General features: G+C 43.3%; 24 protein-coding genes. 12 read left to right on the forward strand and 12 right to left on the reverse strand.

The window, feature by feature from the left end; all coding sequences use genetic code 11:
• From K5L93_RS18725 to K5L93_RS18735, 3 genes are all read left to right on the forward strand, one after another.
• Positions 1-666: a fumarylacetoacetate hydrolase family protein gene (locus tag K5L93_RS18725; RefSeq protein ID WP_220721198.1), complete on the forward strand. Its 666-nt coding sequence runs from the start codon at positions 1-3 to the stop codon at positions 664-666.
• On the forward strand, positions 659-1,114 hold the full coding sequence (locus K5L93_RS18730; RefSeq protein WP_220721199.1) for a YcgN family cysteine cluster protein: 456 nt from the start codon (positions 659-661) through the stop codon (positions 1,112-1,114). Before K5L93_RS18725 ends, K5L93_RS18730 begins: the two co-directional genes overlap by 8 nt.
• Before the next feature lie 275 nt (positions 1,115-1,389).
• A complete protein-coding gene (locus K5L93_RS18735; RefSeq protein WP_246615091.1) occupies positions 1,390-1,755 on the forward strand; it encodes a 3'-5' exonuclease family protein in 366 nt (121 codons plus the stop codon).
• A gap of 276 nt (positions 1,756-2,031) precedes the next feature.
• Here K5L93_RS18735 and K5L93_RS18740 read toward each other — a convergent pair whose 3' ends face one another.
• Complete coding sequence (locus K5L93_RS18740) at positions 2,032-2,898, reverse strand: mechanosensitive ion channel family protein (RefSeq protein ID WP_220721200.1); 867 nt, start codon at positions 2,896-2,898, stop codon at positions 2,032-2,034.
• 222 nt (positions 2,899-3,120) lie between these two features.
• On the opposite strand from K5L93_RS18740, the gene K5L93_RS18745 reads away from it, so the two are divergent.
• Both K5L93_RS18745 and K5L93_RS18750 read left to right on the forward strand, forming a co-directional pair.
• On the forward strand, positions 3,121-3,408 hold the full coding sequence (locus K5L93_RS18745) for a hypothetical protein (protein WP_220721201.1): 288 nt from the start codon (positions 3,121-3,123) through the stop codon (positions 3,406-3,408).
• A 555-nt stretch (positions 3,409-3,963) separates the two neighbouring features.
• Positions 3,964-4,143: a hypothetical protein gene (locus K5L93_RS18750; protein ID WP_220721202.1), complete on the forward strand. Its 180-nt coding sequence runs from the start codon at positions 3,964-3,966 to the stop codon at positions 4,141-4,143.
• Positions 4,144-4,677: 534 nt separating this feature from the next.
• Here K5L93_RS18750 and K5L93_RS18755 read toward each other — a convergent pair.
• Complete coding sequence (locus K5L93_RS18755; RefSeq protein WP_220721203.1) at positions 4,678-6,453, reverse strand: sodium:solute symporter family protein; 1,776 nt, start codon at positions 6,451-6,453, stop codon at positions 4,678-4,680.
• Positions 6,454-6,929: 476 nt separating this feature from the next.
• On the opposite strand from K5L93_RS18755, the gene K5L93_RS20220 reads away from it, so the two are divergent.
• Together K5L93_RS20220 and K5L93_RS18765 are read left to right on the forward strand one after the other, a co-directional pair.
• Positions 6,930-7,649, forward strand: a complete 720-nt coding sequence (locus K5L93_RS20220) for a FadR/GntR family transcriptional regulator (RefSeq protein WP_220721204.1) — start codon at positions 6,930-6,932, stop codon at positions 7,647-7,649.
• A gap of 446 nt (positions 7,650-8,095) precedes the next feature.
• Positions 8,096-8,866: an SDR family NAD(P)-dependent oxidoreductase gene (locus K5L93_RS18765; protein WP_220721205.1), complete on the forward strand. Its 771-nt coding sequence runs from the start codon at positions 8,096-8,098 to the stop codon at positions 8,864-8,866.
• Positions 8,867-9,033: 167 nt separating this feature from the next.
• Here the strand turns inward: K5L93_RS18765 and K5L93_RS18770 are convergent, their stop codons facing one another.
• From K5L93_RS18770 to imuA, 4 genes are read right to left on the reverse strand one after another with little or no spacing between them, the layout of a single operon-like run.
• Positions 9,034-9,669: a CDP-alcohol phosphatidyltransferase family protein gene (locus tag K5L93_RS18770; RefSeq protein WP_220721206.1), complete on the reverse strand. Its 636-nt coding sequence runs from the start codon at positions 9,667-9,669 to the stop codon at positions 9,034-9,036.
• A gap of 36 nt (positions 9,670-9,705) precedes the next feature.
• A complete protein-coding gene (locus K5L93_RS18775) occupies positions 9,706-12,765 on the reverse strand; it encodes an error-prone DNA polymerase (RefSeq protein ID WP_220721207.1) in 3,060 nt (1,019 codons plus the stop codon).
• Complete coding sequence (locus tag K5L93_RS18780) at positions 12,765-14,147, reverse strand: Y-family DNA polymerase (protein WP_220721208.1); 1,383 nt, start codon at positions 14,145-14,147, stop codon at positions 12,765-12,767. The genes K5L93_RS18775 and K5L93_RS18780 overlap by 1 nt, the downstream gene beginning before the upstream one ends.
• A gap of 27 nt (positions 14,148-14,174) precedes the next feature.
• Entirely contained in the window at positions 14,175-14,801 is a 627-nt protein-coding gene (gene imuA / locus K5L93_RS18785; RefSeq protein ID WP_220721209.1) for a translesion DNA synthesis-associated protein ImuA, read from the reverse strand.
• Positions 14,802-15,022: 221 nt separating this feature from the next.
• Between imuA and fbp the strand changes: the two genes are divergently transcribed.
• On the forward strand, positions 15,023-16,033 hold the full coding sequence (gene fbp / locus K5L93_RS18790) for a class 1 fructose-bisphosphatase (protein ID WP_016401898.1): 1,011 nt from the start codon (positions 15,023-15,025) through the stop codon (positions 16,031-16,033).
• Positions 16,034-16,035: 2 nt separating this feature from the next.
• On the opposite strand, the gene K5L93_RS18795 is transcribed toward fbp, so the two are convergent.
• Positions 16,036-16,845 (reverse strand): DUF1853 family protein, encoded by an 810-nt coding sequence (locus K5L93_RS18795; protein WP_220721210.1) that lies wholly within the window; start codon positions 16,843-16,845, stop codon positions 16,036-16,038.
• A gap of 136 nt (positions 16,846-16,981) precedes the next feature.
• Between K5L93_RS18795 and K5L93_RS18800 the strand changes: the two genes are divergently transcribed.
• The 3 genes from K5L93_RS18800 (at position 16,982) to K5L93_RS18810 (ending at position 18,268) form a co-directional block, all read left to right on the forward strand.
• Positions 16,982-17,185, forward strand: a complete 204-nt coding sequence (locus tag K5L93_RS18800) for a DUF2517 family protein (protein WP_016401896.1) — start codon at positions 16,982-16,984, stop codon at positions 17,183-17,185.
• Between the two features lie 66 nt (positions 17,186-17,251).
• Positions 17,252-18,004 (forward strand): Nif3-like dinuclear metal center hexameric protein, encoded by a 753-nt coding sequence (locus K5L93_RS18805; RefSeq protein WP_220721211.1) that lies wholly within the window; start codon positions 17,252-17,254, stop codon positions 18,002-18,004.
• A 72-nt stretch (positions 18,005-18,076) separates the two neighbouring features.
• Positions 18,077-18,268, forward strand: a complete 192-nt coding sequence (locus K5L93_RS18810) for a bacterioferritin-associated ferredoxin (RefSeq protein ID WP_016401894.1) — start codon at positions 18,077-18,079, stop codon at positions 18,266-18,268.
• Between the two features lie 11 nt (positions 18,269-18,279).
• Here the strand turns inward: K5L93_RS18810 and K5L93_RS18815 are convergent, their stop codons facing one another.
• From K5L93_RS18815 to cdd, 3 genes are read right to left on the reverse strand one after another with little or no spacing between them, the layout of a single operon-like run.
• A complete protein-coding gene (locus K5L93_RS18815) occupies positions 18,280-19,632 on the reverse strand; it encodes a hypothetical protein (protein ID WP_220721212.1) in 1,353 nt (450 codons plus the stop codon).
• 2 nt (positions 19,633-19,634) lie between these two features.
• The gene (gene purT, locus K5L93_RS18820; RefSeq protein WP_220721213.1) at positions 19,635-20,810 is read right to left on the reverse strand and encodes a formate-dependent phosphoribosylglycinamide formyltransferase; all 1,176 of its coding nucleotides are present in this window, start codon (positions 20,808-20,810) and stop codon (positions 19,635-19,637) included.
• A 10-nt stretch (positions 20,811-20,820) separates the two neighbouring features.
• A complete protein-coding gene (gene cdd, locus K5L93_RS18825; protein WP_220721214.1) occupies positions 20,821-21,666 on the reverse strand; it encodes a cytidine deaminase in 846 nt (281 codons plus the stop codon).
• Between the two features lie 159 nt (positions 21,667-21,825).
• Between cdd and K5L93_RS18830 the strand changes: the two genes are divergently transcribed.
• Entirely contained in the window at positions 21,826-23,556 is a 1,731-nt protein-coding gene (locus K5L93_RS18830) for a glycoside hydrolase family 36 protein (RefSeq protein ID WP_220721215.1), read from the forward strand.
• Between the two features lie 21 nt (positions 23,557-23,577).
• On the opposite strand, the gene K5L93_RS18835 is transcribed toward K5L93_RS18830, so the two are convergent.
• Together K5L93_RS18835 and sbcB are read right to left on the reverse strand one after the other, a co-directional pair.
• A complete protein-coding gene (locus K5L93_RS18835; RefSeq protein ID WP_220721216.1) occupies positions 23,578-24,120 on the reverse strand; it encodes a hypothetical protein in 543 nt (180 codons plus the stop codon).
• 76 nt (positions 24,121-24,196) lie between these two features.
• On the reverse strand, positions 24,197-25,609 hold the full coding sequence (sbcB, locus tag K5L93_RS18840) for an exodeoxyribonuclease I (protein WP_220721217.1): 1,413 nt from the start codon (positions 25,607-25,609) through the stop codon (positions 24,197-24,199).
• Positions 25,610-25,834: the final 225 nt, after the last annotated feature.

Consider the following 25,834-nt stretch of genomic DNA (forward strand, 5'->3'; position numbering starts at 1 on the left):
ATGTATCAGCATGTTGATAACGAAGGCAAAGCTATACCATTAAGGCCTAGCAAAGCAGTCTGTGTTGGGCAAAACTATGTTGCGCACATGCAAGAGATGGGGGGCGCACCGGTAAAACAAGCGGTGTTGTTTAACAAGCCGCCTAGTGCCTTTGTAAGTTTTGATAATGGTGTTGCTATTCCCACGGGTTTGGGAGCTGTACATTATGAATTAGAGCTAGCATTGTTAATTAGCAAGCCGCTAAAAAATGCCTCTAAGGCTGAGCTAAATGATGCAGTTTGGGGTTACGCTGTCGCCTTGGATTTAACCCTTCGTGATCTTCAGCTAGAGCTAAAACAACGTGGTCACCCTTGGGAGCGAGCTAAAGCTTTTGATCACAGCTGTGTGCTTAGCGCCTTTAAACCAATTACATGCTTAAGTGAATTAGATGACGTTAGCTTACAGCTAAAACAAAATGGTGAAATAAAACAGCAGGGTAGTACTCAACAAATGATCCGCACCATTGAAATGTTGTTAATTGAAGCCTCTCAGTGCTTTAGTCTACAAGCTGGAGATGTATTACTTACCGGCACTCCTGCAGGTGTTGGGCCCTTAGTCGCTGGAGATAAACTAGTATTAACCGTTGCCGATATAGAGCTAGAAACAGAGGTTGTAACAAGTGAGTGAAGTAAGATTTTGGGAAACCAAAACCTTGGCGCAAATGAATGCCCAAGAATGGGAGTCATTGTGTGACGGCTGCGGAAAATGCTGTTTGTCGAAGTTGATTGACGAAGACACCGATGAGCTCTATTACACCAATATCGCATGTGTATTGCTTAATAGTAAAAGCTGTCGATGCAGTGATTATGAAAACCGCTTTGCTAAAGTGCCAGACTGCGTAAAAATAAGCTTAGATGATATTGATGCTTTTCATTGGCTGCCGCCAAGTTGCGCTTATAAGCGTTTGGTTGAAGGTAAATCTTTGCCACAATGGCATCCACTACTTAATAAAGGCAAAGCCTCTGAAATGCATAAACGAGGAGCATCGGTACGCGGTAAGATTGTTTGCGAAACCCAGTTAACTGGTCCGTCACAAGACTATATTGTGCGGTGGCCCCTAGACGAATGTGAGTAGTTACAATTATCGGCGTTAATAAATAGCGCTTAAGTGAGCTTGTAAAGGATATAAATGAGCGGGCTTACGCACTAAGTTTACAGGGAACTAAATACAAAAAGGCAGTGTTTAGGCCAACACCCTAAACACTGCAAAAGAAGGAATGGTCAGTTCCTTGTTGCTACAGGCCTTACTAAGACTCGGTTTCTACAGCTTGCCCAAGAGGTGGTTTCTTATTGCTGGTGTCTGCTTTAATCAGTAGTACACCTACTCCAAGAATAATGGCACCACAAAGAATGAATACTAAACGGTCGCCAAAGCTGTTTGGTAGAGCAACTAACAACATTACCGTAGAGGTTATTTTAGATACAGCTACCAACTCTTTTTCTGATACGTATTTGCAGCAGCGTTATCAAGATAGCCACTTCCCAGTGTTATGGATTGATACCTTAAGCATCGAAAAGTCTTTACTAGCGAATGCAAATCGTCAAAAAAACGGAGACTATCGTTTAGCTTCAGTACGTAAACGCTATTGTTTGCCTGATTACCCAGGACACAACGCGCTAGTGGATGCTGTAGCCACCGCCGAATTATTGCTTGCTCAAAGCAAACGTGTTTATGCTCAAACCCCACAAGTTATTGGTGCTTTAGTAAAAAAATAAGTTAGCTGCCGGAATACAGTTTTACAGTAAATGGTTGCCCCTTGGTCATCTCATCGGTATTACAAAGCTAAACCTTGATCATTTTTGAGGTTGTCACTCTCCTAAAAAGTATGCAAACGACAATAAGCTTTGAACAGTATTTGACGCGTTTAGGGACAATAAAGAATTAGTTCCCTCCTAAAGCTGTACTTAAGTTAGTATATTTCACTCTGAACATCCCTATCGATAAGGGTTCATATTTATCCCACAAGATCAGCAAGGTACCATTTAATCGGCTTATTTGGTTCTGCTTCTGGCGATAGTCAACTCACCCGCTAGATGAACATCTCTTTGAGGGAAAGCAATGACAATATTGTTTTGTCTGAACTTTTCATCAATGCAGAAACGTATATTGCTCGCTACACTGCGGATGCCTCCTTCTACATTTGAGTGAATCCAAAAGTACGCTTCAAACATAAGTGCACTATCACCAAAGTCTTGAAAAAACACTCCGATTTTGGGGTCTTCTAAAACTTGTTCTTGAGCTTGCACTACCTCTTCAATCAAGCGCTCTACCAACCTAACATCGCTCCCGTAGGCTACCCCTACACTGACCGAGCCACGAACAAGTTTGTCCCGCAGAGTCCAATTTATCACTGTGTTTTCTAATAGCTTGCTGTTGGGGACCAAGAGGTGGACACCGTCCACGCGACGAATTCGAGTGGAGCGTGTATTAATTTGCTCAACTGTTCCTTTAGTACCTTCCAGCTCTAGAAAGTCACCTAGTCGAATGGGTTTTTCGCCTATTAAAATCCATCCACTGATGAAATTGTTGATAATATTTTGAGCCCCAAAGCCAAAACCAATAGCAATAGCACCAGATAAGAAAGCAAACGCCGTTATAGGAATATTCAACAAAGACAAAGTGGTAATAAAAATCACTGCGAGAGTGACAACAAACAGAATCCGTTCGATCAGTTGAATAAAGTTTGGGTCTTTTTGTTTTGCCATCAGTCGATTGGAAATTGCTTTGATGCATAACTTTGCCACCCAGAACGCTAAGAGAATCCACATGGGTACGGCTAAAATAGCTAAGACAGTGATTGACTGACCGTTGAAAGTGAATAGTGGCACATTCAACAGATTAATGAGCTTATCGAACATTGATTTCCCTCAATCGTAATTACGGTGTGGCTCGAAATAAAAGAGTTGCTAGAACTAACGAATAAGTGTTACATCACTCTTTATTGCATACAAGGTATTCATACTGCGCCAAAAGCGCACATCACCCAAGAAACTACGGAATTATGTAGCAAGCGCACAAGAATCCGGGACAATCCCTCAATAAAATAAGCTCATGTTTTTACAAATATTGAAGGTAAAAAGATGGCTGAATCCCACGTTATTACTGCACTCGTTGCTAAACACCAAGAGCTTGCAGGACAAATCCAGTTTTATCAACAACAAATAGCACAACTTAAGCATGATTTAGGGCATGTTGAGGCCAAGATTAAGGTGTTTGAGCCGGAATATGATCTCAGTACGGTTTCGCCCAAGCGGATCTCCGGTAAAGCCAGGATATTTAAAGCCAGAGAATGCCAGGTCATGGTGTTAGATGTATTAAGGACGGCTCCTGAGCCAATGACGACAACTGCTATTGTAGATAAGGTGTAGGAATCAAAGCTGGCACCGAAAGAACACTTAAAGCAATTAAGAAATACGGTAGCGACATCACTGAGACAGGCGCTAAAAGCGGGTCAGATTAAAAAGTGTGGTACAGACGGATTAAATTCGTTGTAGGCAATAGCTGATTAGTGACGAAGTTTAACACCGTTTCATTCTCTTTTACCGCAACGAGAGATGCATGGAGATCCTGGTTTGCCATTTAATTACCCAAATACTTACCAGTTCTTAGAGCAATTTAAAGAACTGTTAAAGGTTCGCTCCAGTTTAAAACGGTTCCAGAAGAACAAACCATATTATTCTCTTTGGAGTAAGGGTAACTATACGTTTTCACCGTATAAAGTGTTGTGGCGGGAAATGAACAGCTAAACGTTTTTCACTGCCTATATTGATCCTGTAGAGGACAGAATATTAGGGACTAAAGTTGTTGTACCTTATCATAAACTCTACTTTATCCCGGTGGAAACAAAAGAGCATGCCGCGTTCCTGACAGGTTTCTTAAATTCAACCTATGTCGCAAAAGCTTTGATAGCTTACGGCTCACTATTGAGTCTGGGGTCCAGCGTAGCTGAATACCTCAAAATTTCAGAGTTCGACGATATGGATAGTGATCACCTGGCTATTAGCGAGATAGCCCGTACTGCAATAATGTCCGGCGGTGACATTTCGGAAGAAGAACAACAGGAACTTGATGATTTGGTAAATTCAGTATTGGGGATAAAGTGAGGTAATGAGGATATTGAACTAACACTGGAACTTTGAGCGCTTCTGTCACTGGTGGATGTTGCTGTATTGGATCACATTGTCGTGGGCGGTGCGCAAAGTTCTTCTATGGCAGAACATGGTATTTTCCGGTGAAAAATTTCAGAATATACCTTTGTGCATTTGCTACATAATTTCGAGAAACTAATAACATCAATGTTAGAAGCTCACATCTGACAGTTACCCGATTTTAGGTTGCCTTGTCAGCTTAGGTTTGAGCTAATTTCTTCTCAGCCAAAACCGATTTCCCGTCGACTAATGTTTCAAGTAGCCTTCTGCCACAGCACATATTTCATGGGTTCGTCCATTGTAAAGTTATTTGTAACAAATAAAAAGTTAAGCACTTTGTGCTTAGCTTTTTTTGTTTATCTACCTAAAAGAGGAGGGCGTAAAGTCTGCTGCTTTGTTGGGCGCTAAAAGCAAAAAGGCAGTGTTTAGGCCAACACCCTAAACACTGCAAAAGAAGGAATGGTCAGTTCCTTGTTGCTACAGGTCTTACTAAGACTCGGTTTCTACAGCTTGCCCAAGAGGTGGTTTCTTATTGCTGGTGTTTGCTTTAATCAGCAGTACACCCACTCCAAGAATAATGGCACCACAAAGAATGAATACTAAACGGTCGCCAAAGCTGTTTGGTAGAGCAACTAACAACATCACAAAAGCACCCGCTGCTGCGATTAATTTACCTAACATGCTACGTTGTTTGTTATCTAATACTTCTTGCTCTGCCGATTCGTTCACTAGTGGCGTGTGCAAGTTGTTGAAGAATTTATCAACGTCTTTTGAACGCTCTTCACTTAAACCTTTGTAGAATAGTTGAGACATTATAAAGAAGCCGCCCGTTAGAGTAATATGACCAATTAACGCGATTGCTACTTTAAGATCTTTCCACTCTCGGTTAGTAAGTTCTTGCTCTAAGCCAAATAAGTCTTGGATATGCTGCGGCCCGATTACAAAACCTACGATGTAAGACACACCAGCACCAACAATTAGGGTACCCCAGCCAGCCCAGTCAGGCGTTTTCTTAATGAAGAAGCCTAGGAAAGCAGGTATTGTCATAGGGAAACCTAGCATGGCACCGGCAAACATCATCGCGTCAAATAAACTCAAACCTTTTAAAGAGTTAATGAACAAGGCGAAGAGAATAATAAGAATACCAAATACCGTAGAGGTGATTTTAGATACTGCTACTAGTTCCTTTTCTGAAGCATGTGGGCGTAATACTGGTTCATAGAAGTTTTTAACAAAGATACCAGAGTTACGGTTAAGGCCAGAATCCATAGAACTCATGGTGGCAGCAAACATTGCGGCAATTAATAGACCCACCATACCTGCGGGCATGTATAGTTCAACAAAGGCTAGGTAAGCGGCATCAGCGGCTTTACTGCCCATTTCAGGGTGCATAGCGGCTAAGTCAACGCCTTGACCCGCTAAGAACCATGGTGGAATAAACCAAATAACAGGGCCTAAAGTCATCAAACAACAAGCTAGTAATGCAGCTTTTTTAGCGTTCTTTGAATCTTTAGCCGCAAGGTAGCGGTAAGAGTTAAGCATGTTATTGGTAATGCTAAACTGCTTAACGAAGATGAAGAATGCCCAAATAGTTAAGATGCTTACGTAGTTAAGGTTGTCACCGATAACAAAGTCACGAGGGAATTCATCTAGAATATTACCAACGCCACCAGAGTGAATAATGGCAACAATACAACAGGTTACGGTTACTGCCATAATCACAACCATTTGCATAAAGTCGGATGCGATAACAGCCCAAGAGCCACCGGTAACAGACATAATTAGCACGACAAGACCGGTTAATATAATGGTCCAGGTCATATCAAAACCAAAAATACCAGAAGCAATAATGGCTAAGCCGTTTAACCAGATACCCGCAGATACCACGCTGTTAGGCATACCAGACCAAGTAAATACTTGCTCATTATATTTACCAAAACGCATGCGAATAGCTTGAATTACCGTCACTACACGAAGTTGACGGAATTTAGGCGCGAAGTAAGCGTAGTTCATGAAGTAACCAAAGGCATTGGCTACAAAAATAATGGCAACAGCTAGGCCATCGTTATAGGCTTTGCCTGCCGCGCCAGTGAAGGTCCAAGCACTGAACTGTGTCATAAAGGCGGTTGCACCTACCATCCACCAGAGCATTTTACCGCCCCCACGAAAGTAGTCGCTGGTGTTATTGGTAAATGTTCTAAACATCCAGCCAATGGCGATCAAAAAGCAAAAGTAAATGAGTACAATCAGGACGTTTAAATCCATTTCTGTTATTCCTCTTCCATAGTAGATGCACTTACCTTAACAAGCACTATGGCATTATTGTATTACATATAAGATTAACTGCGATTTTGATCTCACTTTTATGTTTAATCCAGTTAAAAACGTTATCTGGATCCCATCAAAATGCTCTAAATTGATAAATGTAATTATTAGTGTAGCGGCATTTGGTAAACATAATGTAACAAAATGCTCTCTTTGAGGCTGCCTATCGGCTCACAATTTGTAATACATTACTTGTTTGGATTTTGAACGAGTGTCGGCGTTTAGCGACAGTTTTTTGTTGTTTTGGGGCTAGAGTGTATTGAAAAAAGTACAGTAATATCAAAACACTATCGTTATTCGGCTAGTGTAAATTTTAAAATCTGTTAACGTAGGCATACATTAGTCGGGCAGCATCAAAATTGCTGCACTAAATTAATATGAATGGATGAATTCATAGGATAGTAAAAAGGACACCTATGGCTAACGAATTTGCAATGATTGAAGGCGCTTCGCGCAGTTTACACTTACAAGTAGCAAGGGAGATTGCCAAAAGTATTTTGTCTGGCGCACTTCCTCAAGACAGTATTATTCCATCGGAGATGGAATTGTGTGAACAATTCGGCGTAAGCAGAACTGCTTTGCGTGAAGCAATTAAGCACTTAAGCTCTAAAGGCTTGCTGGAATCTCGCCCTAAAATTGGTACACGAGTTAAAAGTCGTGAACATTGGAATATGTTAGATTCTCAACTGTTAAGTTGGATGTCTGGTGTGGGCGAAGCAAGCGATACACTCACCGAGTTTTTAGCCTTACGTCGTGCTATTGAGCCAGAAGCTGCTGCGTTAGCTGCTATTAATGCCAGTGCTGAACAGCGGATGAAATTGTCTGAGTATTATCAGCGTATGGTCGAGATCGCCAAGAGTGAAGACCAAAGTGAATGGGTAGAAACAGATTTGCAGTTTCACCGTACAGTTTACTTAGCCACTGGCAACAGCTTTTATATTCCTTTTGCTAATGTATTGCAGGTAATGTTCATTGGATTTTTCCAGCATTCGTCAAAAGAAGGTGGAACTTGTATGTCTGAGCATACTGCTATTTACCAAGCAATTATGGCTGGCGACCCAGAAAAGGCCCGCGAAGCAAACTTGGCATTGCTTAATAACAGCAACCACCGATTGCCAGAAGAAAATGTAGCTTAAAAATAAAAGTGTAAAAAACCTCGCAAGGCGAGGTTTTTTTATGGTCGCCATCCATTTCATGTATTACAAAAGAAATGTTTTTTAGTTTAGATTAGAGTCGAATGTCTAATCAGCCGCTTGTTTGTTCTTTAATCCACCTCGTCTATTTCCCCCTTTTTTATGATTTGTTATTCGCAGCTTTTACTGGCTATTTATCTGCTATTTGCTTGCTTAGTTTGTAACCTAATGTAAGCCACTGAATCAATTGTGTATTTTGATGAGTTAGTTAATTCTATTCACCTAGCTTCGAGGCTTTTGTAGTATTTTATCTGTGTCTCGATCTAAGTCTTTTTGCTTAGGTAACTTACCTAAGGTTCCAGTGTGTAACTCTGTTACCACGGCTAACTTAGGTAACTTGTCGTTATTCAAGGCGGCATAGCGCTGCACAAACGATAAGAGGTGAGAAGATGAATCAACTATTTAATTTAGACGGTAAAGTGGCGGTAATCACCGGTGGCACTTCTGGTATTGGTGCAGCAGCAGCCGAGCGTATGGCAAAAGCTGGCGCAACAGTGGTAATCGCTGGGCGAAAGAATGCTATTGAGTTTGCCGATCGCATTGGCGGTATTTTTGTAAAAACCGATGTGTCAGACGAAAACTCGGTTCGCAACCTGATGGCCGTAGCCAACGACCTATGCGGAAAAATCGACATTGTAGTCAACTGCGCTGGAGTTAATCGCGGTTACAACACGTTGCTTGAATCTGAAAAAGAAGATTTTGATTTCAATTTTAATGTGAACACCATGGGTGTGGTTTATGGCATTAAACACGCCACACAGTATATGACCCAAGGCGGTAGCATAGTGAATGTTGCCTCTGCCGCGGGTGTACAGGGTGTGCCTTACTTAGCGCCTTATGTAAGCTCTAAATGGGCGGTATTGGGGATTACTAAAACCGCTGCCTTAGAGTTAGGTGAGCAAAATATTCGAGTGAATGCCATTTGTCCAACGTCGGTGGATACACCAATGGCACGAGCCGAAGGTGGTGAGCCTCAATTGCGTATGGAGCATAAAGCAGTGCCGCTTGGTCGCATTGCCGAGCCCGAAGAAGTGGCAGCTATTATTCACTTTCTAGCTGCGCCAGATTGTGCTTTTGTTAATGGACAAACGATTGGTGTAGATGGCGGCTTTACTGCGGGTATGAGTATTAATGCCTACAATAGCTTAGCTGCGGAGTAGTTATTTGGCCAAGCTGCGCTGAGCTAAGACTCTGCCCAGTGATTCGAGCTATCAAGTTACATAAACCACTAAGTGTTCGGTGAGCAATAATTTCTGCCTTTTATTGCTTTGATTGCTTAGTTTGGCTACTTGCCACCGGTAATACAGCGTATTACCGGTTTTTTTGTTTACGCAGCGGTGTTGCTTGTGCCGCCGTTGTCGGTAAATGTGGCTTTAGCTGCCAGTATTCGAGTGACCGTGGTTACGCTGCACAATGCGGCAAAGATAAGTGCCAACGTAGCGAAGTGTTGTGGGAACAAACAAAATAGTACAAAGGTGGCGATAGTTTCTGTTCCTTCCGTTAAACCACCTAAATAATACAACGACTTATGCGGATACACTGTATTATCAATGTTGCGCTTAGCGGCCATAATCGCAAAGGTTAAGAAGCTTGAACCGGTGCCCATAAAGGTCCAAATAAGTACATTGGCCGCAACGGCATTTTGCTCGGGAGCTGCTAGCGCAAAACCCAACACAATGCCGGAGTAAAAAATAAAATCGCAAACAATGTCGAGATAGCCGCCAAAATCACTGCAACCTTGTCGGCGCGCTAATGCACCGTCTAAGCCATCAAAAGTCCGATTGAGCAAAATAAGCGCCAAGGCAACATGGTATTGCTGAAAAGCGAGAAAAGGGATGGCGCTTAAACCAATAAAAAAACCAATAAGGGTAATTTGATTGGCGCTTAAACCGGCATTATCGAGTTGTTTAGCACTGTAATCTAATGGCGCTTTTATAATTTTTACGGCGTAACGGTCTAACATTGTTGTCCTATTTATTGTTGTTTATCTATCGCATGCTTAGCGAAAGTCTCGCGAGCGTACCGATAAATCGGCGAGTAACCACGAACAGTCTTCAAGCTTCCCTGCAATAATATGTATTACTTCATCGCAGCGTTCTAATCGTCCGTGAACTTTTAGAAGACGAGAAGAAATAAGAGCTTGGCGCTGCGCTTTAGCCGTTGCTGACCAGACTATCACATTGCTGTTGCCCGTTTCATCTTCTAAGGTGACGAAGGTGACATCGGCTGAAGAACCTGGCCGTTGCCGACCCACTACTAAACCTGCCACCTTAACTAACTGACCGTGTTTACAGTGATGCAATTGCGCTTGTGAATAACAATTTTTTAGCGCCTGATGTTCACGCAGTAAATGCAGAGGGTGTCGGCGTAAACTAACCCGAGTTGCGTGGTAGTCTTGGCGAATATCTTCTATTTCGCTAGGTGCAGTTAAGTTTACCGGTGCTTCTTTGGGCATAGCAAATAGTGGTAAGGGGGCCTCGGTACCGCTCATTTTCCAGCGGGTTTGGTGGCGATGCCCTGCTAAACAGGCAAAAGCGTCGGCAGTGGCTAAAGACTCTAAGCTGGTTTTATCGAGTTGCTGGGTTAATTCACTGAGTTGGCTAAAACCTTGGCTTGGTCGATTTGCTAATAAACGCGCAAACTTTTTTTTGTTTAGTCCTTTTACTTGCTTTAACCCTAATCGAATTGCGCCCTTAGGATCTTGGCTGTAGTCGAGACTATGTTCCCAATTGCTTTGGTTAATGTCGATGGGCAGAATTCTCACTCCGTGGCGTTGTATATCTTGAATTAATTGGCTAGGGCTATAAAAGCCCATGGGTTGGCTATTAAGCAGTGCACAGCAAAATGCTGCTGGCTCATGGCATTTAAGCCAAGACGAAATGTAAACCAGTAAGGCGAAACTGGCTGAATGAGATTCGGGGAAGCCGTACTCACCAAAACCTTGAATTTGCGAAAATAAACGCTCAGCAAATGCGACAGGGTAGCCGCGCTGTTGCATGCCGTTGATGAGTTTATCGCGAAAGTAGGCTAGCTTGCCGTTGCGCTTCCAAGTGGCCATAGCGCGACGCAGTTGGTCTGCTTCGCCGCCACTAAATCCTGCTGCTACCATGGCCAACTTAATTACTTGCTCTTGAAAAATTGGCACGCCAAGGGTGCGCGCTAATACGGCTTCTACTGCAGGGCTTGGGTAATCTACCGGCTCTTCGCCATTACGTCGGCGCAAGTAAGGGTGCACCATGTCGCCTTGAATTGGGCCGGGGCGAACAATCGCCACTTCTATCACTAGATCATAATAGTTGCGTGGTTTTAGCCGTGGCAACATGCTCATTTGTGCGCGTGATTCAACCTGGAAAATGCCCACACTGTCGCCTTTGCATAGCATGTCGTAAGTGGCGCTATCATCTTGTGGAATATCGCTAAGGCTAATGGTGCGTTGTTCCCGTTGGCTTAAGCTGGCAAGGCAGCGGCGAATCGCGCTTAACATTCCCAAAGCCAGTACATCTACTTTCATTAAATGTAGTGCTTCTAAGTCATCTTTATCCCACTGGATGATAGTGCGATCGGCCATGGCGGCATTTTCTATGGGGACTAAGTCACACAGCTTGTCTTGGGCAATGACAAAACCACCCACATGTTGTGACAAGTGACGAGGAAAGCCGCGTAATTGTTCCACTAGTTCAGCAAAATTGCGTGCATTAGCTTCTGGTAATAGGCCAGCTTGAACAATCTTTTGACTGGTTGAGTTACTGCCATCACGCCAATCAATATTGTGGTTAAGGCCATGTAGTATATGCGCAGGAATAGCTAGGGCTTTACCTATTTCGTTAATTGCACTGCGGGTGCGGTAGGTGACAATACTGGCAGCTAAAGCAGCGCGGTCACGGCCATATTTTTGATAGATGTATTGAATGACTTCCTCGCGGCGCTGGTGTTCAAAATCGACATCGATATCTGGTGGCTCATTACGTTCTTTAGAAATAAAGCGCTCAAACAGTAAGCCCACTTGGTTGGGGTTAACTTCGGTAATACGCAAGCAATAACACACCACTGAGTTGGCGGCAGAGCCTCGCCCTTGGCAGAGAATGTTTTGTTGCCGTGCGTAGGCCACAATATCGTAAATAGTGAGAAAGTAGTGTTCGTAATTGAGCTCGCTAATTAAGCTTAACTCATGTTCGATTTGCGCTCGTAGTTCAGCAGAAAGCTGCTCACCAAAACGCTGTTGTATGCCTGTTTCAACCAGTTCTCGCAGGTATTGCTGGGCGCTATAACCTGCCGGTACATTGTCTTTAGGGTATTGATAGCGAATTTCATTAAGACTAAAACAACATTGCGTAGCAAGTTGAGTGCTAAGGGCTAATTCTTCACTAGAGTAGCGCTGTTGCAAATGAGGCCACTGTAATAGGCGACGTTCGGCATTACTGCTTAATAAAAAACCCGCTTGCTGCACAGTGCTGTGTTGGCGAATGGCATCAAGAATGTCGGCTAAGCGCTTTCTATTAGCCAAGTGCATGCGTGGATTAATGGATGCAAGGCAGGGCATTGCGTGTTGCTTGGCTAATTGCCGATAACTGTTTAGCACTTTAGTGGGTTGAGATAAGTCGTTATGCAACAGCAAATAGAGGCTTTGAGATAATTGTTGCTGCAGCTGCTTAAGGTGTATTGCTTGTAGCGCAGGAGTGGCTTTAACCAAGAGTAAGCATTGGTTAAGTCGTTGATCAAATTGCTGTAGTGTGACTTGATAACTGCCTTTTTTACTGTGCTTTCTTGCTTGGGTAATAAAGCGACAAAGTTGCTGATAACCTTTAAGGTTTTTAGCCAGAACCACCAATTGGCATTGTTCATCGGTGGTAAATTGGCTACCCACAATAAGTTTAATGGCTAATGGTTCGGCGGCTTGATGAGCTCGAACAACTCCACTTAATGAGCATTCATCAGTAATCGCAATGGCTTGATAGCCGTAACGCTGGGCTTGCTCTACCATTTCTTCTGGGTGTGAAGCGCCGTATAAAAAACTAAAGTTACTCTGGGCATTAAGCTCGGCAAAAAGCGTGTTATTCATTAGGCAAACCAGCCGTGCAGGTACCACTGTTGTTTTTCTCGGCATACCCAAGCCAGGCCTTGATTGGGACTTTGTGCTATGTAGTAATCTCGGTTAATGCTTTGTTCATCCCACCACCCGCTAGCGATGCGTTCGGGCTCAGAGAGTAGGGCGTAATGTTCAATATTGATGGGTTTTAGCTGTGGCAGTAGCCAGCAGGGGCGAGCAAACTGTGTAGGGTAATTAAGCGTCTCATGCTGAGACAAAGGCTGGTATTGGCTGGCATACTCGGGGCGAAAATCTGCTTGGCAGCCTAAGCGGCTAATTGCTTGCTCGCCCAAACGCACACTTAATTGGTCAAACAGCAAGCTATCACTCGTGGATTGCTGCTGTTCAAACAAACCGGTGATTTGGTGGCCAAGAGGATAAAGGGCTTGGCAATCTAGGCTAAATTCAATCACCGCAGCTGCTAGGCGAGTTGATTCCAACTTTAAACGAAATAGTGCTAGCCAATCTTGGCTGGTTTGTAATAAACGAGCACTTTTTAAGATGATTTGTTCGCTGGGTTTATCTCTAAAATTTAAACGCAGTACCAATATATTGCTGCAAAGCTGGTGTTGTCTTAACCACTGCTGAAAATGTTGGCAAGCCTGTTTTAGTGAAAACATTAAACCTTGAATCGTGTGGGTTTCGGCTAACAAAGGAAAACGTTGCTGGTAATGGGCTTGTGCTGTGATGAAGCGCAGTGGAGTCGTTAATCGCCCATTAGCTTGATCGAGTAACGCTAGGCTATCTTCGCCTAAACGTTTACGCAGCTCTGGCCGAGGTAAACCATAAAGCTGTTTAATGGTATATAAGCCCATTGCTTGTAAAGCCGTGACTTGGTGAGAGGGTAAGTCGCTAAAGTTCAGTGGTAAATCGGCTAGCTGGGTAATTCCCGATCCTGCTTGCTTGATATTTTGTGAGCGAGCTAACCAGCGGGCAGCTATCGCGCTATGGGCATGGGCAATACGAAAGCTAAGCTGTTGTTGCTGGTAGTGTTGTACCAACTTAGACACATGCTGCTCTGGCTTAGGGTAAATATTACGCATACCGACACCGCTAATATACAGCCCGTTATCTGGATGTACTGCAACTTGCGCTGAGTAGTGCAAAGCTTGCTGGGCTAAGGCGTCAAAGTAGGCATCACAAGATAAATCACTTTGTTGATATAAACAGAGCTGTGGTGCTAATTGGTAAGCGGTATTAAGCGAGCAACCTAAATAAACCCCTAAGTGATGTGCTACTTGGTTAAGTTGAATGATTTGCTTGTTGTGATGTATTGCCAAGGCTTGTTGGCTGGGGTGCTCGCGTTGTAGTAGGTCCAACGCGAGCTGGGGAAAATCAAGGTAAATCCAATACATGTTGCACTTGCATAAAAGGCATCGGCATTAATTAAGTCGTGGAATGTGTTGCTCATAGAGCGGGGCGCCGCCACGACGTTTTAGCAGATGGTAGTTAATGTGTTCTGGTGACTTGCTAGGGTGCAAGGCCATTCTTACGCTGGCGCTAGAGCTTTGCTGTTGTTGCTGTAGCGGTCTAAATAAATAACTTAAGCAATCTCCTTGTTCTGCTGCTAACTGCAAGCGGCGGCTGGCTTTTAAATCTAAGCCGTCTAACCAGCCTAATACTGCGCTACAAGAGCCACTTTTTAATGCTTGCTCAATGGTCCACAGGGTATCGCTACACTGCTCAGATCGAATAACAATGACTTTACTAATATCTACGCCATGCTGCTGTAGTGCAGGGGCATTAGGCATAAATGGTGGTGCAACCCAAATAATCCAGCGCGATTGTTGACTAAGCTTAGCTAGAGCAGGAAGCAATAATTGTAACTCGCCAATGCCATGTTTTTCGTACAGCACTTCGGTGATGCCGCCTTGTGGCCAACCATGGTTAGGTAGTTGTTGGTCGAGTTGTGCAAAGCCACTTGAATGAACGTTAAGATGACTGTGTTGCCATTGGCTGCCTTGCCATACCTTGTTGCTTTGTAGCAGTTGTTCAATTTGTTGTGCCATTGTTCGCTCCATGCTCTAAGTCAATGTCGAAGTTTAACTGTGTTTTTGTACAGTGTATGGATATACAGTATTCTTTGTTTGGAGATTTTGCAAATGTTTTTTTTGCTTTATATGTATGACAATTAAACTGATGTGCTAGTAATTTTTCGTAAATACTTGCAAAATAACATTGAAGGCTGAAAAGGTTTTCATAGGAAGCGTGCTAATAAATAGGGATTAAAATGATAACTCTTGGTGAATACATAATAGAAAAACAACACCAGTTTCCCGATGCCACAGGGGAGCTTACTCAGCTATTAGGGGCTATTCGTTTAGCCGCTAAAGTAGTTAACCGTGAGATCAACAAAGCAGGGTTAGTTGATATTATCGGCGCTACTGGCGTAGAAAATGTGCAAGGAGAAGTGCAACAAAAATTAGATTTATATGCGAATGAGAAATTTAAAGCTGCGCTTGAGGCGCGTGGTGAGGTATGTGGCGTAGCCTCTGAAGAAGAAGATGAGTTTGTTAGTTTTGACAGTGCTCGTTCTATCGACAGTAAATACGTTGTGCTAATGGATCCTTTAGATGGTTCCTCAAATATTGACGTAAATGTGTCGGTTGGGACTATTTTCTCAATTTATAAGCGTATCAGCCCTTGTGGTGCGCCAGCAGTATTAGAGGACTTTTTGCAACCGGGTCATCGCCAAGTCGCTGCAGGATATGTGGTATATGGTTCGTCGACGATGTTGGTGTATACCACAGGTCATGGAGTTCATGGTTTTACCTGTGATCCATCGTTAGGGGTGTTTTACCTTTCTCATGAGAATATGACCATTCCTGATGACGGGGTAATTTACTCAATCAATGAAGGTAATTACCTTAAGTTTCCAACTGGGGTTAAGAAGTACTTAAAGTACTGCCAAGAAATTGAACCAGAAACCAATCGACCTTATACCTCGCGTTACATTGGATCTTTGGTGTCTGATTTTCACCGCAACTTGCTAAAAGGCGGAATTTACATCTACCCCTCAACGGCCTCTGCACCTAAAGGGAAGTTACGTTTATTGTATGAATGTAATCCGATGGCCTTTTTGATTGAGCAAGCAGGGGGCAAGGCCAGCGATGGCTTTACTCGTATTATGGATATTGAACCAGAAGAGCTGCATCAGCGGGTTCCCTTCTTCTGTGGCAGTAAACATATGGTTGAAACCGTTGAAGAGATGATGCGAGAGTATTCATCTGAAGAACAGTAAAACTAGCTCTTAATATTGTTTGCCCTGGTGAGCCAATCATCAGGGCAGACAAAGATACGCTTTTCCTGCTGCTTAGCTTGCTCTGGTAAGTAGAGTTGTACAGGACCTCGTGAAACATCTACTACATTACCAGCTTTGCTTAGTGGATAAGCGCCAGGGCTAAGCCATTGCTGCTTAGCCAATACACACCACCCCTGAGCTTGCATTGTTTGCCATTGAGTTAGGCTATACCAATGCAAATTTTGTGGAGTGGGGTGGCTATCATTGCCTAATCTAAACAAATACCCGGGCAACACAATGCGCTGTTTAAAAGAGTAGTTAGCATATTTTTGGGCTAATGCTTGGATCTGTGGGTGTTTACCTAAAGGGATTTGCTTGAGCAGTAATTTGCTGAGTTTATTGCTCAGTCTGTCTTGTTGATTAGGCCCCAAGTAATCAGAAGCGCAAGGTGAAGCATTGCGTGCTAGGTAAAACTTCACAGCTAGCTCCCAGTGCTCTATTTGTTGCTGCTGATGGTTTACCAGCAAAAAGTCGATAGCGCCTTGGGTGCGCCCATGGTGTTGCACAGCGACATTATCGGCGAGTAATTGCCATTCTGGGTGTGCTTCAATTAAGCCCCGCCACAATTGCTCAAAATATAAACCTAAGCGAGAGTTAGCCTGTGGCTCAACTATATGGGCTAAATGCTCCTTAAGCGCCCATTGCCACTGTTGTTGCCAGGTAGAGTCAACCATAAAAGGCAGGGCATGAGGCAGCAAAGCAGGCGCGTTTAAACACCAGTGCAGATCATTTTCCCATGTTTTTTTATTCACAAATGTTGCTCTTTTGTTATTAATTTACACTTGTTTAAAGATTTTGCTTTTTATTTCGACTGTTTCACTGGTTTTTGTAGTTTTATTACCAAATATTAGCTACTATTTGGTGGTCTAACCAGTTGAGGTGTTCGAAATGAGTAAGCAATTTTCTACCAGCATTATCATCGTTCGTCGTATCGCACTATTTTTAGTGGGTTTGGTTTCTTTCCCTTTTGTTGCCCTTGCCGGCCTAAGAGCGCCTTTCTATAGCGCATTGCACCGCCAGTGGATTAAGCGCAATGATCGTCCAAGTTGGATGCAGCAAGCTGACAAAATTAACCAGTTTGTTTTGTTCTAATCTATAAGGCTTGTTTAAAGCTGGGTCTGCTACTTACAATGTGCCAAACCATTGTGAGTTAATGTAATGAAAAATACCCGATTAGAAAACATATTAAACCAGCACTTAGAAAGCTTTAAGTTTAAAGACTACTGCCCCAATGGCTTACAAGTAGAAGGTCGTGCAGAGGTTAAGCGAGTTGTTACTGGTGTTACAGCTTGCCAAGCCTTAATTGACCAAGCCATTGAGCATAAAGCCGACGCTATCTTGGTTCATCATGGCTTCTTTTGGAAAAACGAAGCGGCAGTGGTTACCGGTATGAAGCGTCGTCGCCTGCAAGCCTTGTTAAACCATGATATTAACCTTTATGGCTACCACTTACCCTTAGATGTACATCCAGAGCTTGGTAATAATGCACAGCTCGCTAAGCGCCTTGGCATTACCTTAAAGCGTGGCCTCGAAGCGTGGGATCCGCGTAGCGTAGCCATGGTGGGTAAGTTAGAAGAGCCACTTTCCGGTGAAGCATTTGCCAAACGTATCGAGCAGGTGCTGCAGCGTAAACCTTTGCACATCGCTAATGGCCATAGTATTCAAAAAGTAGGTATCTGCACAGGTGGTGGACAATCCTATCTTGGTTTAGCGGCTGAGCAGGGCTTAGATGCATTTATTAGTGGTGAAATTTCTGAAAACACCGTACACACAGCGCGTGAGATGGGCATTGATTACTTTGCCGCTGGCCACCATGCTACCGAACGTTACGGCGCGCAGGCACTAGGGGAGTGGTTGGCAGAAACCCACGACCTAGATGTTACTTTTATTGATGTCGATAATCCGGTATAAGCTTAAAAAAGATATTGCGAATGATAATGGTTCGCAATATACTTGTTTTATTGTGATTGATGAGGTGAAGCAATGTTTGTATGTTTATGCCACGGCATTACTGATAAGCAAATTAAAGAAGCAGTGCAACAAGGCTGTGAAAATTTAGCTGATGTACGTAAAAAGAATGGTGTTGCTTCTGAATGTGGAAAATGTGCCAGAATGGCCAAAACCATCATTGATAAAGAATTATCTATTACACCTAAGTACTACGAAGTAGCCTAAGCCTAGGCTACTTACTCCGCTTCATCGCGGTGAATCAATAAATCAAAGCCCTTATCTCGCCAATATTGAATAAGTTCTGGCTGAACACCTAGTATTGCCAAAGCCACCTGTTGTTCCTGACAGCGTTGTTTTACAGCTTGCCAAAATCCACGGTTGTCATTATTTACATTGAGTAAGATCCACATATCTAAAGAAATCACTAATACGTCAATCAAGTCCAGTACAGTAGGGTGGTTTTTAAGTTGTGCGACTAGATTAGGTTGCCAAGCTAGCTGCACGTTTTGTTGCTTTATTCGCACTAAGCTGGTTAGATTTTCCATGGGCAGTTCAGGATTAAATACCAGCATCATTTCTGAATAGTGATCGGCTATTTGCGTTAGCGCTAAATTACGGTGATTCAGCTCTTGCTTAAAGTGGTGCCAATATACCGCATTAACAGGGGTATTAAATTGTTGGTCTTGCTCAATGTTGGTTGGCCAATCCCAGTAGCCAATTAAGTTATTGTCTGTTGTTGCATGAATCAGATATTGGCTATGTTCAGTGGTATCACCCAACTGATTTAGCTTGTGTCGGTATAAGCGAAAAAACTGACGACTTAAGTAGGCAAGTTGCGGTTTAAACTGGTCGATAGAAACGGAAGTATATAGGTTTAAACCATAATGTTTTGCCAACAGAATAATGCTGTTTTTCAGCTTAGATTGTTCTTGAAAAACCAGGATTAAGCCGGGGCGATGTAAAATAGCCGCAAGACGCTCTAAGGCATCAATAATATGTGGGTCATCATCGTAGACCACTAGCATCACTAAGCTTGCTTGCTGGAGGTGCTGAGCAATACCTTGCTGCTGCGGCTGCCAATATTCACAAAAGCTAAAACCTAATTCCTGCACTTGTTGCCGCAATGGTTCGGTAGGTCGAGGGTTATATAAGTAAACGAACTTATTGTTAGCCCATTGTTGGTACTGTAGGTTAATGCTGTCGCCCCAATGAGCAAACTGCTCATCTAACTCCTGTTGACTGTAGCAGTAGATAAAATCGGGTAAGTCAAAAGACATCGCGGGCATTTTACCTATCAAAAATACCGAGATCTGCGATTGCTCTTCAAGTAAATCAGCGAGTAACGCTAGCTGCTCACTGTTCAAGTTGGCACAGTTTAAAACAATCGCATCAAATTCATTGGATTGCTGAAGCTGCAGTTGTAATTCTTCAACTTGTTGGACAGAAATGTGTTCAATGGGGGAGGTGTTACAAATAGGCGTTTGTTGAAACCACAATACTCGAAGTAATTTTGAAGAGGCAGGGGCTGAGCTTGGCGCTAATAGAAGCGCCAATTCTTCGTCATTTAAACCAAATGACCCTGCCGTCATTACTAGTAAGTCACCTTAACATTTGCCGCTATTTGCTTGGCATTATCAACGGCTTGCTCAATGCTGTCGCTACGGTTTAAGGCTACCCCTAAACGGCGCTGACCATTAATGTCTGGCTTAGAGAACAAACGCAGTTGGCTATCGCTAGTATCTAAAGCCTCGGCTAAGCCACTAAAACGTATGTCTTGAGATTGGCCATCGCCCATGATCACCGCTGAAGCGCTAGCACCAAATTGGTGGATTTGTTTGATAGGCAAACCAAGAATGGCTTTAGCATGTAAAGCGAACTCTGATAAGTCTTGCGAAATTAGGGTTACCATGCCGGTATCATGCGGGCGTGGCGACACTTCGCTAAAGAACACCTCGTCGCCTTTAATAAATAGCTCAACGCCGAACAAACCGTAACCACCCAGTTCGCTAACAATCTTACGAGCTACTTCTTGTGATTTCGCTAATGCAAGCTCTGACATCGCTTGTGGCTGCCATGATTCGCGGTAATCGCCATCTTGTTGGCGGTGACCAATTGGCGCACAAAAATGAATACCGTCTACGGCACTTACTGTAAGCAAGGTGATCTCGTAATCAAAATCGACAAAGCCTTCTACAATAATGCGACCTGCACCAGCCCGGCCACCTTCTTGCGAGTAATCCCACGCCGCGGTAACTTGGTTGCTATTACGTAAGGTTGATTGTCCTTTACCAGAAGAACTCATCACTGGTTTGAGTACACATGGTAAACCTACGTTTGCTACGGCTTGTTGGCACTCTTCTAAGCTATCGGCAAATTGATATGCAGAAGTAGGCAAACCTAGTGTTTCAGCTGCTAAGCGCCGAATGCCTTCGCGATTCATGGTGAGTTGGGTAGCACGCGCAGTTGGCGTTACCGCATACCCTTGTTGCTCTAATTCAACCAAGGCATCGGTGGCAATGGCTTCTATTTCGGGAACAATATGCTGTGGTTGTTCTTTAAGAATTAGGGCTTTTAGCGCCTCACCATCCAGCATATCTATAACATAACTGCGATGCGCAACGTGCATCGCCGGAGCGTTGGGGTAACGGTCTACCGCAATAATTTCAACGCCATAACGTTGTAATTCAATGGCAACTTCTTTGCCAAGTTCGCCTGCTCCGAGCAATAACACTTTAGTTCCAGAAACGCTTAGCGCAGTTCCTAACATTTAAATACTCCTACGTTGAAGGATAGTAATGATGGACCATTGGTTTTTGAGAATGTTCCGCGAAATTTTGTAATTCTTGCTTAAAGCTGAATCGATTGTCTTTATGTTCCCATAATTCGAAGCGTTCAACATTGTTTAAGCTCAGGTGATTAAGGGTTAATTGAGATAATAAAGTGAGAAGCGGCGAGAGAGAAGGATTAAACGCTACGTTTTCTAAATAACAGCTCCAAGCGACTACTTTGTCGCCCTGATAAGCAAACATGGCGCTTTGTACTTGGGTATAAGGGGCATAGCTGGCTTTAGCAAAATCGGCAGCTTGGCTGGCCTTATCAAGCTTAAGCTTTGCCAGTGGCGCTTGCACGCCGAGGTCGTTTGGTCCAAAAGATTGAGGAAGCAATTGAGGGAAGTCATAGCTTTGTTGATTAAACCGCACCTTTAACTGCGCAGCATTCGCTAACTCGTTGATAAACTGACGACAATAGCCACATGGTGCTGCATTAATCACTAAATCGGTGAGTTCGTCTGCTTGGTGGCTAAGTGCGTTAAATATAGCACTTTGTTCCGCATGCAAACTGCCGGTTAGTGGCCCATATTCCAACTCATAGTTAGCACCGAAAAATAGCTGTTGTTGCTTATCAACCGCAATAGCCCCTACATGGAAGTTAGATTTGGGAGCAAATGAAAAACTTGCTGCTAAAGGTAGCATGCGTTCTGCAAGCTCAATAACGTTACAGCTTAGGATGTTGCATAGTGTTTTGGTTTGTTGGCTATTGAGCATATTTGGCAGCTGCTTGCTGGCCAATACGGTTTGGAGGGCGTTAGTTAGCGATAGGTCTGCTTGGGTATTTTCTGACATTTCATCGTTCCCTTTAATTTGTCGAACCTAGCAACAAATGTTGATTACTTTGCTAAGACTTCGATTATAATCCGCCTAATTCGTGTTTAGTTAAAATATATCTTTGTTTTAGCTGTTTCTATGTAGCGCGTAATTTATTGTAACTAAAGGTGTTGATAAGTGTTTTCAAAGCTTGATTCTGTTCTTCGGTTGGTTCGTCAGTGGCAGTTAAGCTCGCCACATGAGCAAGGTTTATACACGCCACAATGGAGTGGGGCGGAATGTGTGATAAGAATAGATAATTTGTCTGCTCATAGCATCAGCTTAGGGCAAATTGATTTGTTCGACGGCCAATTACCCGACAACGCCAAGTTTCATGGTGAGGGTTTTCAAATGTTAGCGCAGAACTACGGTACTGCGAATAACATCACAGCGATTGGTCGCTGCCCCGATGCAGGAGAGTATCGGCTTAGTGAAGATGCTGATCACTTTACTGCATATAATCAGCTACTTATTGAAAGTGACGGGTATTACACCTTGCTGGGTTTTAGTTCATGCCATCGCTTTAGTGGTTATTTTAAGGTATACCCTAGTGGCCGTTTAGTCATTGGTATTGATAGCGATACCCTTGCGATTCCCGCCCACCATTACATCAATAGTGAAAGCCTATTTGTGGCTAGCGGAGAGAGCCGCGAAGCCGTGTTAGAACAATTTGCCGATGCAATACAGCAGCATCATCCTCGGCTTAGCTGGCCGAGTAAGCCCAACGGTTGGTGCTCGTGGTATCACTATTATGCTGAGGTATCCGCAGAGGATATTGAGGAAAATCTTCAACAGCTTATTAGCCCGCATGACCACTTGGATTACTTGTTGATTGATGATGGTTACCAAGAATTTATGGGCGATTGGCTGTATCCGTCTGATCGTTTTAGTGGTGGCGTAGAAGGCTTATGCAAACGAATTAGAGAGCAGGGGAAAGAGCCCGCTATTTGGGTAGCGCCTTTTATTGCGCAAGCTGAGTCTCGGTTGTTTAAGCAACATCCTGAGTGGTTTGTGAAAGGTCAAAACGGTCAGCCTTTGGCTGCAGAAGAAGTAACTTATGGCGGGTGGCGCTGTACGCCTTGGTATGTATTAGATACTACCCAAGTGCAAGTAAACCAGTATCTGCACCAGGTGTTTAGCCATATGTACCACCACTGGGGAGTGAAGTACTTTAAATTAGATGCTATTTATTGGGGAACATTGGCTAAAGGCTATCGTGCTGATCCCAATAAAACTCGCATTGAAGCTTACCGAATGGGTATGGAAACCATCAATAAAGCCTGTGATGGGCAGGCCTATATTCTTGGCTGTAATGCCCCAATGTGGCCGTCATTAGGTTTAGTGCATGGGATGCGTATTGCCGATGATGTTGAGCGAAATATTGGGCGATTTAAGCAAATAGCTAAAGAGACCTTCTTCCGCAATTGGCAAGATATGCGCTTATGGCATAACGATCCTGACTGTGTGACCTTAAATAATATCCCTAACCAACAGACCGATGATGACGCTTACAACTGGCATCGTGTGAGTTTATTGGCTAGCAGCGGGCTAGTGTTCTCTGGCGATCGTCTAACAGAGCTTGACGATGCACAGGCTAGCGTATTAAGTGTTTTAGAGAAAAACCAAGCAGACGCTGCCCGTTTTGCTGATTTTAGCTTGCAGCATGCTAAGCAATATCAAAACCAGCAGTTAGTTCGCCAATATTGGTTTAACTGGGACGAGCACAATAGTGTGAATATAGAGCTAAGTTTAGATCAGCAGTGGCAAGTTTTATGGGCAGATAAGCGCTTTGTTAGTAAGCAAACGGATAAGGGGTTAGCGGTTTGTTTAGCACCAAATAGCGCCGTGGTATTTGAAAAGAAAGTCTAAATGAAGTGGTGGGATTAGGGTTTAGTATTTAAACTCTAAGCCCACTGAAAAATTACTATCGCCATAACCAGGGATATCGTGGCTAGAGATAATAGTTCGCATCGACATTTGTTCGTTTAGTGGTGCCACAAATCCTAAGCCGACCGCAATATCAGTTTTATCAACCAAATAGGACATTTGACGTTGACCAAGGCTATGGTAAACAGAGTCTTCATGTAGCTGGTTATATACAGAATATTTGGGGTCGTAGATGTGACTAAACAGTTCAAGTCTAAAGCCGCTAAATGGTGTTTGTACCACTGGTACTGCTACCATGTCATAAAGCTCCGAATCAGAAAAGTAACTATTAGTTAGGGTCGGCGAGAAATCGGTGTCTTGATAGGCTTTTTCAAAAATTTCACCCAACACAGCAAATTGCTCGGTACTAAGTCGCAGCAGTGAAGAAGGGCGTAGGTTTTGAAACTCATAGGTGGCGTAACACTTTGGCGAAAAACACAACACCGCAGCGACAGCGAAGCATGCTGCTGTACCTATCGACCCTTTGGTGTGTTGACGCATTTTCATTTGTATTACTTTACCTTCCATGAACAGTGTTGATTATAACTTAGGCTGCCAAATAAAATAGTATTTTGTTCACGTTTTAAAGATTTTCTATGTAGTTATAGAGACTTTTTAGTATATGTGTTTTATAGGTATCATTTTGATACTGAGCGAGTAGCATTTCTAACTCTGGAAATACTTGCGCAACTTGTTCGGTTATTGAGGCTTGTCGATGTGCTTGCCACTGCTGTAACTCACTTTCATTTAAACACTCAGGATAATTACGTGCCTTGTAACGCAGGATTAACTGGTTGAGCCTTGGATCACTAAATTGAAACTGTTGTTTACTAATCAGGTTGGGGTCGCTGGAACGTAATACTTGCATAAGGTTTTTATCGGCATTACCAATAAATCCATTGTATAAGGCAGTATCAGGGTTACTGTCTTGGTCAAACTCCCGCTCTATGGCAAACACTTGTGACAGCTTCTGTTCAACCTCAGCTTTGTTTTCTGCCAACAAGTCTAAACTTTGACGACATTGTGCTCGATCTAGGCCTAATTCTTCGGCTCGTTTCGGTGTTAGAGTGCTAGCTGGAGCGAGTACTGGGCATTTATTAGTGTGAATAAGTTTTACAGGTATTGGCAGCTCATCGGCAGCCAGTTCACTACGTGCGGTATAAAGCCGTTGGTGGATTTCCTCTGCACTCAGTGACAGTAAAACACTGGCGTCTTTGTTTAAGTCGACCACTATCATGGCGTTTTTGTTAATAGGATGCCAAGCAATAGGCAATATCCAAGAGGCACAGCCTTGAGCTGCACCAAACATTCCCGATATGTGCACTAAAGGTTTGTTGTTGAGTAGATCAAATTGTTGAGCGACGGACTTTTTGTTTCGAAGATTTAGCAAATAATTGAATAGCTTCGGTTGCTTATCTTTAACCAACTTAGCCATGGCGATAGTTGCATATACATCTGATACTGCGTCATGGGCATTAGCATGGCTTAACCCGTTGGCGGCGGTGAGCAACTCGAGCCTAAAGCTAACTAAACCATCGTCAGTGGTTGGCCATTCAATACCCTCTGGCCTTAAGGCATAACACGCGCGAACCATGTCGATTAAATCCCAACGAGAATTACCATTCTTCCATTCACGCTCATAAGGGTCGAGAAAATTACGGTATAAGGTATAGCGAGTAACTTCATCATCAAAACGTATGCTGTTATAGCCAACCCCACAGGTACCGGGTTGACTAAACGCATTATTGATCCGTTTTATGAAGTCACTTTCAATCAGGCCTTTTTTCATGGCTAGTTGTGGGGTAATTCCTGTCACCAAACAAGCTTGCGGGTGCGGTACGTAATCATTAGGCGGTTGACAAAACAGCTCGATGGGTTTGCCAACTGGATTTAAGTCCCAATCGGTGCGTATTGCAGCAAACTGACATGGGCGGTCTCGCCCTGGATGAACGCCAAATGTTTCGTAATCGTGAAATAAAAAAGTGTTGTCGCTCATGTTACTAATTGGTCTTATCGCTTGCTAATTGGCTATCTAAGCTAACCATACCACAAAATCATAAAACTTCAGGTAGCTGCTCAGTTAAGCGTTTAGTTTACAACCAGTTTAGGTGAGCTTAAGAGAGATGAATGTTAATGCTTAACATCAATAAATAATTGTTACTCGATAGTGCTTATTTGCAGCGCTTAAAAACTTTTCTACTACACTGAGCGTAATGCTTAA

The sequence above is a fragment of the Agarivorans litoreus genome (genome assembly GCF_019649015.1).
Taxonomy (GTDB): domain Bacteria; phylum Pseudomonadota; class Gammaproteobacteria; order Enterobacterales; family Celerinatantimonadaceae; genus Agarivorans; species Agarivorans litoreus.